The sequence below is a fragment of the Devosia sp. CAU 1758 genome, assembly GCF_054482695.1.
Genome location: NZ_JBTLRJ010000001.1, coordinates 436,876 through 449,720, shown reverse-complemented (window position 1 = coordinate 449,720; position 12,845 = coordinate 436,876). Strand labels below are relative to the sequence as shown.

Annotated in this window: 6 protein-coding genes; 4 read left to right on the top strand and 2 right to left on the bottom strand. The window is 64.2% G+C overall.

Annotation, left to right across the window (positions count from 1 at the left end):
- The first annotated feature begins 333 nt into the window (after positions 1–333).
- Genes ACXYMS_RS02155 through ACXYMS_RS02140 form a run of 4 tightly spaced genes read left to right on the top strand, consistent with a single transcriptional unit; the run spans position 334 to position 6,091 of the window.
- Entirely contained in the window at positions 334–1,431 is a 1,098-nt protein-coding gene (locus tag ACXYMS_RS02155) for a microcin C ABC transporter permease YejB (protein WP_458903379.1), read from the top strand.
- Positions 1,428–2,558, top strand: a complete 1,131-nt coding sequence (locus tag ACXYMS_RS02150; protein WP_458903378.1) for an ABC transporter permease — start codon at positions 1,428–1,430, stop codon at positions 2,556–2,558. The genes ACXYMS_RS02155 and ACXYMS_RS02150 overlap by 4 nt, the downstream gene beginning before the upstream one ends.
- Positions 2,555–4,189, top strand: a complete 1,635-nt coding sequence (locus tag ACXYMS_RS02145; protein ID WP_458903377.1) for an ABC transporter ATP-binding protein — start codon at positions 2,555–2,557, stop codon at positions 4,187–4,189. The genes ACXYMS_RS02150 and ACXYMS_RS02145 overlap by 4 nt, the downstream gene beginning before the upstream one ends.
- 33 nt (positions 4,190–4,222) lie before the next feature.
- Positions 4,223–6,091 carry an extracellular solute-binding protein gene (locus ACXYMS_RS02140; protein ID WP_458903376.1) on the top strand — a complete coding sequence of 623 codons (1,869 nt, stop codon included), beginning with the start codon at positions 4,223–4,225 and terminating at the stop codon, positions 6,089–6,091.
- A 388-nt stretch (positions 6,092–6,479) separates the two neighbouring features.
- On the opposite strand, the gene ACXYMS_RS02135 is transcribed toward ACXYMS_RS02140, so the two are convergent.
- Both ACXYMS_RS02135 and ACXYMS_RS02130 read right to left on the bottom strand, forming a co-directional pair.
- Entirely contained in the window at positions 6,480–10,814 is a 4,335-nt protein-coding gene (locus ACXYMS_RS02135; protein WP_458903375.1) for a translocation/assembly module TamB domain-containing protein, read from the bottom strand.
- Positions 10,814–12,691 (bottom strand): autotransporter assembly complex protein TamA, encoded by a 1,878-nt coding sequence (locus ACXYMS_RS02130; protein ID WP_458903374.1) that lies wholly within the window; start codon positions 12,689–12,691, stop codon positions 10,814–10,816. The genes ACXYMS_RS02135 and ACXYMS_RS02130 overlap by 1 nt, the downstream gene beginning before the upstream one ends.
- Between the last annotated feature and the right edge of the window lie 154 nt (positions 12,692–12,845).

Sequence of the window (12,845 nt, the reverse complement as noted above, 5' to 3'; positions counted from 1 at the left end):
CTCCCTTGGAAAGCGGTGCAGGCCATTTCAAGACCTACTAGATACCACTTTAGAACCAATTTTTGGAAATGCAACTGCCCAGCCCAATCAGCGTTAAATCCGTCTCATGAAAATCCTTTACATTCCAGTAGTTTAGATTGTTTTTCAATGACTTACACCCGTGCCTGACTGTGAGTAATTGGTACTTAATTGGTATGTCACACTTGCCGGCTCTGCCGCCTTGCCAAGCCGTCATCGAAATGTTGCACTGCCCTAGGTCTCACCGCATGGTGATTTGTCCCAAGGCGTCGAGACCCGCCAGGATACCGACACACACGTTCTGCCGGAGCAGGAATGGGCGCCTATATCATCCGTCGCCTTTTGCTGATGATCCCGACCGTTTTCGGTATCATGGCGATCTCGTTCCTCATCACCCAGTTTGCCCCCGGCGGCCCGGTCGAGCAGGCCCTCGCCAATCTATCAGGCCAGAATTCCTCCATTGCCGAGCGCATCACCGGCAGCGAGGCGGGTGACTTCGCGGCCCAGCCTGGCCAGGGCGGCAATAAGTCGAGCTATCGCGGCAGCCAGGGCCTGTCGCCCGAACTGGTTGCCCGCATCGAAAAGCAGTTCGGTTTCGACAAGCCGCCGCATGAGCGCTTCTTATCCATGATAGGTAATTACCTGCGCTTCGATTTCGGCGAGAGCTATTACCGCGATATCTCGGTGATCGACCTGGTGCTCGAAAAGATGCCGGTCTCGATCTCGTTGGGCCTGTGGATGACGCTGATCGCCTATGCGGTCTCCATCCCCTTGGGCATCGCCAAGGCCATGCGCGACGGTTCGCGCTTCGACGTCTGGACCTCCACCATCGTCATCATTGGCTATGCCGTACCGGGTTTTCTCGTCGCCATCGCGCTGGTCGTGCTATTCGCCGGCGGCTCCTTCTGGTCAATCTTTCCGCTGCGCGGTCTGACGTCGCCGGGCTTTGACAACTTTCCCTGGTGGCGGCAACTGCTCGACTATTTCTGGCACCTGGTCCTGCCTGTCCTCGCCATGGGCCTGGGGGCCTTCGCCACCGCCACGCTGCTCACCAAGAATTCCTTCCTCGATGAGATCGGCAAGCAATATGTGGTGACGGCGCGCGCCAAGGGCCTGAGCGAACGCCAGGTGCTCTACGGCCACGTTTTCCGCAACGCCATGATGCTGATCATTGCCGGTTTCCCCGGCGCCTTTATCGGCGTTTTCTTCGGCGGTTCGCTCTTGATCGAAACCATCTTCTCGCTCGATGGGCTCGGCCTGCTCGGTTTCCAGTCGATCGCCAATCGCGACTATCCGGTGGTCTTTGCCACGCTCTACATCTTCTCGATAATGGGCCTCATCATCGGGCTCATATCCGACCTGGCTTATATGTGGGTCGACCCGCGTCTGGATTTTGAAGGCCGCGACGTATGAGCGTCATGTCCGAATCCATCCCCGGCAAGGCCCCCCTCCTCTCGCCGATCAACCAGCGGCGCCTCGCCAATTTTCGCGCCAACCAGCGGGGCTGGTGGAGCCTCTGGATTTTCCTCGTGCTCTTCACCCTGACGCTGGGGGCCGAGTTCATCGCCAATGACCGGCCCATCCTTGTCTCCTACAAGGGCGAGGTTCTGGTGCCAGCGCTGGTCGACTACCCCGAATCCAAATTCGGCGGCTTCTTCGCCACCACCAATTTCCGCGATCCCTTCATCGCCGACGAGATCGAGGCCAATGGTTGGATGCTCTGGCCCCCGATCCGCTTCACCCATGGCACGGTCGATCCCTATGTCGCCTTTCCCGGCGCCAATCCGCCCAGTTGGCTGCTGACCCGCGAGCAACTGTGCCAGCGCTACCCGCTGGGCATCGAGGACCCCGATTGCGTCCCGGGCAATTACCATTTCCTCGGCACCGACGACCGCGGCCGCGACGTGCTGGCCCGCTTGATCTACGGCTTTCGCATTTCCATTCTCTTTGGCCTTATCCTCACCATCGCCTCCTCCATCATCGGTGTCGTCGCCGGCGCCATGCAGGGCTATTTCGGGGGCTGGGTCGACCTGATCGCGCAGCGCCTCATCGAAATCTGGACCTCTATCCCTGCGCTTTACCTGCTGCTCATCATCTCCTCTGTCATTGCCCCCAGCTTCTGGGTCCTGCTTGGCATCCTGCTGCTATTCTCCTGGGTCACGCTGGTCGGCATCGTCCGCGCCGAGTTCCTGCGCGCCCGCAATTTCGAATATGTCAACGCGGCCAGGGCGCTTGGCGTCTCCAGCCGCATCATCATGTGGCGCCACCTTCTGCCCAACGCCATGGTCGCTACCCTCACCTTCATGCCCTTCATTCTCTCGGGCTCGGTGGCCACCCTCACCTCGCTCGATTTCCTCGGCTTCGGCCTGCCCCCCGGCTCGCCCTCGCTGGGCGAACTGCTGGCCCAAGGCAAGAACAATCTCCAGGCCCCCTGGCTCGGCCTCACCGGCTTTCTCACCATCGCCGTCATGATGACCCTCCTGGTCTTCATCGGCGAAGCCATCCGCGACGCCTTCGATCCCAGGAAGACGTTCCGATGACCGCCCCCCTGCTCTCCATCCGCGACCTCACCATCAGCTTTGGCGCCTTCGAGGCCGTGCGCGATGTCGCCTTCGACATCGCGCAGGGCGAAACCCTGGCCCTGGTGGGCGAGAGCGGCTCGGGCAAGTCGGTGACGGCCCTATCGGCGCTGCGCCTCCTGCCCCCCAATGCCCATCTCGACGGCAGCATCCGCTTCGAAGGGCAGGACCTGGTTGGCGCCGCCGAGGCCACCCTCCGCTCGGTGCGCGGCAATCGTGTCGGCATGATCTTCCAGGAGCCGATGTCGTCGCTCAATCCGGTGCACACGATCGGCCGGCAGATCGGCGAAGTCCTCGCCCTGCATCAGGGCCTGCGCCGCAACGCCGCCCGCGCCCGCACCCTGGAATTGCTCGATGCCGTGGGCATTTCCGACCCGGCCTCGCGTCTCGAAGATTACCCGCACCAGCTTTCCGGCGGCCAGCGGCAGCGCGTCATGATCGCCATGGCCATCGCCAACGACCCCAAGCTGCTCATCGCCGATGAGCCCACCACGGCGCTGGACGTTACCGTGCAGGCGCAAATCCTCGACCTGCTTAAATCCCTGCAGCGCCAGCATGGCATGGCCATGCTGTTCATAACCCATGACCTCTCCATCGTCCGCCGCATTGCCGACCGCGTCTCGGTCATGACCCAGGGCGAAATCGTCGAAAGCGGCCCGGTCGAGACCATCTTCGCGGCTCCGCAACATGATTATACAAGGCACCTGCTTGCCGCAGCCCCGCGCGTCGAACCCCAGGCGCCGCCGGCAGATGCCCCCACCATCGTCCAGGCAAGCGACCTCAAGGTCTGGTTTCCGGTCAAGCGCGGCCTCCTGCGTCGGACCGTCGGCCATATCCGCGCCGTCGACGGCGTCGATCTTTCCATCCGCAAGGGTGAGACACTGGGGATCGTTGGCGAAAGCGGCTCGGGCAAGTCCTCGCTGGGCTATGCCCTCCTGCGCTTGATCCCGTCGCAGGGGCGTATTGTGCTCCTCGGCAACGATGTCCAGTCCCGCTCCTGGCGCACCCTCCGGCCCTTGCGCAAGCACATGCAGATTGTCTTCCAGGACCCCTTCGGCTCGCTGAGCCCGCGCATGTCCGTGGGGCAGATCGTCGAGGAGGGACTGGGCGTACACATGCCTCGACTTACTCGCGCCGAGCGCGCCGAAAAGGTTGCCGCTGCCCTGCGCGAAGTCGGCCTCGACCCGGCCACGACATCCCGCTACCCCCATGAATTTTCCGGCGGCCAGCGCCAGCGCATCGCCATTGCTCGCGCTTTGGTGCTCGAACCCGATTTCCTCGTGCTTGATGAACCGACCTCGGCGCTCGACGTCTCCATCCAGGCCCAGGTCATCGACCTGCTCCGCGCCGTGCAGGCACGGCGGCAATTGAGCTATCTGTTCATCAGCCACGATCTGCGCGTGGTCCGCTCTCTTGCCCATCGCCTGCTCGTCATGCGCAACGGGCAGGTGGTCGAGGAGGGACTGGCCGCCGGTATCTTCGCCGACCCGCAGCACCCCTACACGCGCGAACTCCTGGCCGCAGCCTTCGACCTGGCCCCGCCGGGAACCGTGAACACCGACGCATTGCCGTCCACCCCGACAATTGACTAACCTCTCGTTCGAACATCCATGCGGAGCCGCACCATGACGCTCTCTTTCAAGCCCTCCTCGCTTCTCGCCTCAGGCCTGCTGCTCCTGGCCATGGCGGCGCCCGCCACGGCCCAGACGGCCACCGATGTGTGGACCAATTCCTTCACGCTCGAAGGCGAGGCCAAATATGGGCTCGACTACCCCCATTTCGACTACGTCAATGTCGACGCGCCCAAGGGCGGCACGGTGCGGCTGGGCGATCTGGGCGGCTTTGACACCTTCAACCCCATCCTGCCCAAGGGCGAACCGGCGGGCGGCATCGGCCTCCTCTACGAGACGCTGATGGGCCCCTCCGCGGACGAGAACAACACCTATTATGTCCACCTGGCCGAGGCGCTGAAGATCGCCCCGGACTATGGCGCCGTCACCTTCCGCATGGACCCCGACGCCCGCTGGCACGATGGCGAACCCGTCAAGGCCGAGGATGTGGTCTGGACCTATGAGAAGCTGATCGAGGTCAATCCCGACCGCGCCCAGTATTATGCCAACATCACCTCAGCCGAGGTCACCGCACCGGGCGAAGTCACCTTCACCTTCGACCAGACCAATAACCGCGAACTGCCGCTGATCCTCGGGCAGCTTCTGGTGCTGCCCCAGCATTGGTGGGAGGGCACGGACGCCGAGGGCAAAGCCCGCGACATCGCCGATTCCACGCTAGAACCACCGCTCGGCTCCGGCCCCTATCGCCTCGCCAGCTTCGAGGCTGGCCGCTCCATCACCTATGAGCGCGTCGAGGACTATTGGGGCGCCGATCACCCTACCCAGGTCGGTCAGAACAATTTCGACGAATACCGCATCGAATATTTCCTCGATCTCACCGTCATGTTCGAGGCCTTCAAGGGCGATCAGTTCGACTGGTGGAGCGAGAACCAGGCCCGCCGCTGGGCCACCGCCTATGATTTTCCCGCGGTCACGGAGGGCCGCGTCATCCGGGAACTCTTCCCTCAGGACTATAATGGCTCCGGGGTGCTGGTGGGCTTTGTCATGAACCTGCGCCGCGACAAGTTCGCCGATCCGCTGGTGCGCGAGGCCCTCAACTACGCCTTTGATTTCGAGGAATTGAGCAACACCCAATTCTATGGCCAGTATGAGCGCATCGACAGCTTCTTCTTCGGCCTGCCCTTCAAGTCCACCGGCCTGCCCGAGGGCGAGGAACTCGAAGTGCTCGAAAGCGTCCGCGACCTGATCCCGGCCAAAGTCTTCGACACGCCCTACACCAACCCCCTCAGCGGCGATCCGGCCAAGCTGCGCGCCAACCTGCGCACCGCGCTCGACCTGTTCACCCAGGCTGGCTACATGCTCGAAGGCAACCAGATGCTCGGCCCCGACGGCCAGCCTTTCACCTTCGAAATCCTGCTCAATGGCCCCACCATCGAGCCGGTGGCGCAGAACCTCGTCACCAATCTCGCCCAGATCGGCGTCACCGCCAGCATCCGCACCGTCGACAGCCCGCAATTCATCAATCGTGCCCGCAGCTTCGACTATGACATGATCTATGCCGGCTGGAGCCAGTCCTACTCGCCCGGCAACGAACAGCGCTTCTTCTTTGGCTCCTCCACTGCCGACCAGGAAGGCGCGCAGAACTATGCCGGCGTCGCCGATCCGGCTGTCGATGCGTTGATCGAGCAGCTGATCATGGCCGATGATCGCGACACCCAGATCGCCATCACCAAGGCGCTGGATCGCGTGCTGCTGGCCAAGCACTTCGTCATCCCCAGCTATACCCTGCGCACCACCCGCTCGGCCCGCTGGGACCGCTTCAGCCGCCCTGAGGAACTCCCCGAATTCTCCTCCGGCTTCCCCACGCTCTGGTGGTGGGACGAAGCCAAGGCTGCCAAGACTGGCGGGGCAACGGCGCAGTAGGCCGCCGAAACAAGTCATTGGGTGCGCCGCGTCACCCCACCCTCAATCCCGCCCCATCAAGGGGAGGGAGGCGCAGGACCGAAGCGCCGCTGTTCATCTCCTCCCTCCCCCTTGTGGGGAGGGTAGCGTCGCTAGGCCGTCAGGCCCTAGCAGAGCTAGGGTGGGGGTTCTTGTGGAGCCGATATCTCACCCACACAATCCCGCCCTCGGGCTCGACCCGAGGGCCAGTGGTCACCCGCACAACGGCATTTCTGGATAGAGGTCCTCGGGTCAAGCCCGAGGACGGTACGGTGTGGGGTAAACAGGACCGCCATTCGAGCGTAGCTCTCATGGCCTTCTCACCTGAATTCGCTCCACCGGAGCGAAATCGCCTGCGGCCGGTTCGAAGCTAGTAATCCTGCTCGAAGAACACCCCGACGCTGGAATTGCCATCCGCGCCTGCCGAGCCCCTGATAGTCAAATCCTCGGTGACATCGAGATTGATCGTCACCTTGGATTGCCCATTGGCGCCGGCGGTAACGCCGAGATAGACATTGTCCTGGATATAGGTACCGGCCTGCACCCCGACATTGCCCTGGTCGTCGGTGACCACGTCGAGATCGGCCAGCCCCGCCGCACCGCGCAGGCTGTCGACCAGCCCGCCGCCACCGCCGCCCACCAGTTCGGCCGCTGCCGCCGCCAATTGCGCCAATTGGATGGGCGACAGTTCGCCCATTGAGCGGTTGAAGATCAGCCGGCTCAGCACTTCGTCCTGCGGCAGCGTCGGGTTGGAGCTGAAGCTGATATCGGGCGCCGAAGCCCGGCCCGAAAGCGTCACGAACACCGTGATGCCATCACCCTCGGTGCGCGCCACAAAATTGAGCTGCGGATCGAGATCGCCCACCAGCGTCACCGTGCCGGTCTCGAAGATCACCCGCTGCCCAAGGATGGACAGGCGGCCACGGATCAGGGTGAAGGCGCCCACCGGCTGGATCGCATTAATCGGCCCGGTCAGCCGCACCGATCCGCCCACTTCCGCATCGAGACCACGGCCGCGAATGAAGATCTGGTTGGGCGCGCTGACCGTCAGGTTAAGCTGCATCTGCGGTCCCCTGCTGCCGGCGGCAATGCCGGTGCGCTCGTCGATCCGGGCGCGGTCAAGCGTCCGTTGCACATCTGCGGGCGTCCGCAAATGCTCGACATCGATCAGTTGCGCGCCCCCGCCCAAGCCCTCCGGCACGGTGATATTGGCTTCCTCCACCAGCACATTGCCCGAGAGAAGTGGCGCACCCGTCAGGTTGCCGGTCAACGTCAGCCCGCCCGACAGGGTCGCGACGAACAATCCCCCATCGGCATAGCGCGCCGAATTGATATTGAGCGAGAGATTGGCCGGCATGCCGCCCGTAAGTCCCACATTGCCCGAGGCCGAAACGCTGCCACCACCGGCCAGGTTCGCCGTGAGGCTTTCCACATTGGCGTTGCTGCCCGAAAGCTGCACCTGCCCGGCAATGCCGGTCAGTCGCAAATTGAGTTCGGGATCGATATAGCCCGCGCCGCTCGTCGACACTGAGCCGGAAAATTGCGGACTGGACAGCGACCCGCCAATGCGCGCGTCAATATTGGCCGTGCCGGACAGCTGCGCCCCGCGCTCGGCCACGAAGCGATTGGCCAGCGACAACGGCGCGGAACCCTTCAGCGCCAGGGCCATGCCATTGCCCGCAAGCGGCACCTGGCCCGAGCCGCTGATCGAGAGCCCGCCATTGCCATTGGCCGTCAGGCTTTGCAGCCGCACCACCTGGTCGGCATAGCTGCCCGAGGCCGTAAGTGCCAGCGGCGTGATGCCGAAGGGCGCGATGGCGCTGGCCCCGATTCCGTCGGCGCGAACCTCAAAACTCACCTGCGGGTCAGACGCCTGCCCCGTCACGACCGCGCGGCCGTTGGCCGTGCCGGACAGGCCCAGGTCCGGCGCCACGGCATTGGCGATGGAGAGCGGCAGCGCTGAAATATCGACCACCATGTCGAGCGTCGTGCCCGCCGTTCCGGTCGCGGCAATGCTGCCCGACCCGACATTGAAGCGCAGCGCATCAAGCGTCACGCTCTGCCCGCGCACCACCAGCGCTGTCGGATTGGCAAGCTGCGCGGAAAGCGCGCCCTGCACGAGATCGGCGCGATCCAGCTCCAGCCGATACCCGCCATCAATGGGTGCCAGCGCGCCGCTGATGTCGATATCGGTGCCCGTCGCCAATGCGGCCTGCGCATCAAAGCTCGTGGTCTGGCCGCTCTGGCTGGCCCGCGCATTGAGCGTGTCGATCTCGACGCCACCGGCCACCACATCGTCGGCCGCCGCAGTGCCATTGACCACGGGCACCCCGAAGAGGTCGGCAATGCCCGCAGAAATGTCCGCACGACCCACGGCAATATCATTGACCCTGAGATTGGACACATTGGCGGTGATCCCCGCCCCCTGCCCGCTCTCCTGCGGCGTCAGCTCGATGGCGGCATTGACCGCCCCCGATGCATCGGCCAGCAGCAGCGCCGCCGCCAGCGACACATCGCTCGCCGCCACGTCGAGACGTCCATCGATCAGGCCGGTCTCGACCATGCGGGCGAGTTCGCCCGAAATCCGCGTGCCGGCAATCTCGAAATTGATGCCGGAAAGCACTTGCCGGAGGTCATCAGTCTCGAAATGCGTTGCCAGTGTCGCCCTGTGCCCGTCCAGCATCGCCGCACCGGTAACATCGCCATCAATGGCGCCGTCGAGCAGCGTGGCCGCTACCCCGATCTTGGCTTCACGCAACCCATAGCGCCCCAGCTGGCCATTGGGGACCTGTCCATCCAGCACCAGCATCAGCGGCGCATCCGCCCCCGTCCTGCGCGCTGAACCACGCACCGCCAGCGCTCCGCTGGCTCCATCCGAGATCAGGCCCAGATTACTGAGGTCGAGGGCAATGTCGAAATCCGCCAATTCGCTCGCATATTGCCCGTCGGCGCTGAACTGCACCTGGCTATTGGCAATGGTGAAGCCGTCGGCGCTGATGCCGGCCTCGGTCCGCGCCAGCCGGCCGGAAAGGGTCACCTCTCCCTCCAGCAGCGCGTCGGCCGTCGCATCATCAACGCTCAAATTCGTGCCCGTGCCATCGAACATCAGGTCGAACCCGCCCGAAACCGGCATGATCCGGCCATCGGCAACCAGGTTCAGCGCCCCGGAGAGCGTGCGCCCGGCCAGCCCCGAAAACGGCGTGATGCTCTCGGTGGCAACCTCTACGCGCCCATCGAAATTGGTGCCGTCGATCACGCCCGTCAGGCCCGCCGTCAGCGCCTGGCCAACCACGCGCAGTTCGGCAAGCTGGATCGGCTCGCCCGCATTCCACAGCCCCGCAAGCCCGAGCCCGACACTGTCGCCCAGCGCCGCCTCGGCGCCAGGATCGGCATCAATGCCGGAAAGCGCGCCGTCACCATTGAAGGTCACCATGCGCGTCCCCGGGTTATTGAGGTTCCGCGCCAGCCCGCCAATGCCCAGCCCGAAAGTGCGCGCGGCAAAGCCGTCGGTTTCGAAGCCTTCGATGTCGAGCCGTGCCTGCCAGTTTTCGCTGGCCTCCGTGCCGAAGGTCACGCGCAATTGCCCGCCCTGCACCCGCGTCGCGCTGCCCGGCACCGGCAGGATGACCTTGTCCCCTTCGGGATCGGCAACAGTGGCAGTCAGGTCGAGCAGGCTGAGGAAATTGTCCGCCGTCGTCTCGGCCCTTGCGGTCAGTCCCAATTGCCCGCCGCTCAGCGTCAGGTTGGAAATATCAAGTCCCCCTGCACTCTTGACCAGCGCCGCCGCCGTCAGCCGCGTCTTGGCGCCAAAAAAGTCGCGATAGGGTTCGGCGACCAGCGTCGAAAGCGGTCCACCAAGATCCGCAGTGATCGCAAAGCCAGTTTCGCCCTGCGCAATGCGCGCCGTGCCCGCCAGCGCTTCGCGCTCATTGGCCAGCAAGCGCATCTGCGCCGTCAGGTCCGACACGGGTCCCTCGCCATCCAGCGTCAGTGTCATCGCCGGACGATCCTGGATATTGAGGAGGTTCGCCATCACCCCATTGGGCGGCTCCACCAGCGCCAGGCCCAGGTCAATGCTGTTGCCCTCGCGCCGATAGGCGACGTCTAGGTCGAGCGTCCCGCCCGGCCCGTCCAGCCGCGCAATATCGAGCACCGCATCGAGATTGCCGCCATCCAGCGCCATGGAGCCCGCGAGCGAGATTTCCGAGCCCAGCCCGAACACGCCTTCCCCGAAGGTGACGCTGGGCACGGCCAGTTCGCCAATGCGGATCGCGACCGGGAATTCTGGAATCTCCAGCGCCCCGGCTTCGGGCGGCGGCAGGTCGACCGCGCCTTCGACAGGAATGGCGTTGCGCACATATTCGATGGAATCGGCGCGGAGCGAATTGATCTCCAGCCGTCCACCAAACAGCGCCGCCTGGTTCCAGTTGAGGCTGGCATTGTTGACCCGCAGCCACACGCCTTCGGCGTCTGAAATAGTGATCTGGTCTATCGAAACATCGGAGCCGAGCACGCCCTCGATATTGGAGAGCCGGATCTGTCTCTCGGGGGTCGAAAGCCTTTCCTGCACAAGGCTGGTCAGCCAATCCTTCTGCTCTTCATTGTTCATGTCCTGCGCCACCAGCGCCACTGGCACGGCAGCCGGCGCCAGCAACAGCGCGGCGATGAACAGGCTACGGCGGGTCTTTGCGGTTATTCCGACCATCAGAACGCCTGCCCGATGCCGGCATAGATCGCATAATCCGGGTCGCCCGCTTTCCTGTTGAGCGGCACTGCCAGGTCCAGCCGCAGCGGCCCCAGCCCGGTATAATAGCGCAGGCCCACGCCCGCCCCCAGCCGCAGGTCATCAAGGCCGGGGAAGGTATCGGCGGCGACATAGCCGCCATCCACAAAGCCCACCACGCCGATATCGTCCGTCACCTTGGCCCGCGCCTCGAGCGAGGCTTCCAGCAGATAGCGCCCGCCGGTGACATTTCCTGCGCCATCATCGACGCCGATGGATTTGAATCCATAGCCGCGCACCGAGCCGCCACCGCCGGTAAAGAACAGCTTGTCGGGCGGGATATCGACCAGGTCCGGCCCCAGCACGGCGCCGGCCTTGAGCCGTCCGGCCAGCACAAAAGGGTCATTCTCGCCAAAGCCGAAATAGGTGCGCCCCTCGACCACCAGCCGCACGCCGGGCGAACCGCCGAGGAGATCATAATAGGGCTCGAGATTAGCCGAGCCATACCAGCCTTCAGTGGGATCGACCGAGCTGTCCCGCCCGTCATAGACCACGCCGGCAAAGACGCCTGCCGTCTGGAAGTCGCGCGTGCCGAAATCATCGTCGAACCGCGCCACCTCAAAGCTCGCGCCGCCCTCGAAAGTGATCTGGTCCGAGAAGAACCAGTTCAGCCCCACCCTCCCGCCGGCCGAGGTCTCGGTATATTGCGGATAAATGGTGCGCTCTGCCGAGACCGTCGCCACCAGGTCCACGTCCGGATGATAGAAGCCAGGCTTGGTAAAGGTGCCGCCGACGAAATAGTCGAACTGCGCCGTGTCGATGGGCCAGCCGATGCTGGCGACCCGCGCGTCGAGCCGCAACCGTTCGGCCTGCCCGAACAGGTTCCGCCACAGGTGGTAGCCCTCCAGCCCCAGCCCGTCGACCGTCGAATATGTGGCGCCAAGGCCGAAACGACGCCCCGGCAGTTCCTCGACGATCAGGTCATAGGGCAACAGCCCGTCGCTGCCGATGCTCTCGGCTGCTTCGAGGCGCGCCGAGCGGAACACTTCGAGCCGGTCGAGGCGCTTCTGCGCCCGCTCCAGCGCATCGGGGTCATATTCCTCGCCCACCGCCAACCCGGTCTGCTGCGCCACGAATTCGGCGTTCATATTGGTGGTCCCGGACACACGCACCGGCCCGAAGGCAGCCAGCCGCCCCGGATTGACCGTGATGGTTGCGTCCACACTATTGGTCGTGTGATCGGCCACCACTTCGCGCGAGACGATCTCGGCCTTGGCATAGCCCTGTTGCCGCCAAGCCTCCAGCGCCAGTTGCTCCGCCCGCAGGATCACCGCTGACCGCGCCACTTCGCCCCGACCAAAACCGCGCAATATGGGCAGGTCGACCTGGTCACCGGGATCCAATGCCGGTGGCGCCTGGTTGGCAATGGCAACACTGTTGAAAGTAAAAAGCGGGCCGGCCGTCACGGCGATGGTCACATCCACCGGATCGGGCAATTTGCTGTCAGGCGGCAGGTTCGCGGCTTCCGTTCCACCGATGCGGATACTGACCGCGCCGCCATAATGGCCTTCGCCATAAAGGGCCGCCAGCAGTCGCCGATAGTCGCCCCGCGCCTTGGCGATCAGCCCCGCAGCGCCCGAGGCCGGCTCCGCCTCGTCGGCCAGCAAGGCCGAGGCATTGCGCAGCGCTGCCTCGACCGCGCCGCCTTCGCTTGATGAGAAGGCCACCACATAGGGTTGCGGATCGACGATCAGCGCATTGGCGTCAGCCGTCTCGTCCTCGAAGAACTTGAACCCGAACAATTCGAACGCGCCAGCAGACGCAGTCGCCCCTGCCGCCATGGCCAGGCCGATGCACAAGGCGCCAATACTAGTTACCAGACGCGCGCTTCGCAGTGGTCTATCCCGCCCTCTTACGCATTCAACCAAACCGGGCTGAATGTGATATTGCCGCATGGCCGGAAAGATTGCGTTAATCCTTCCGTCCCCACCCGCGCCGACGCCATGCGCCGGC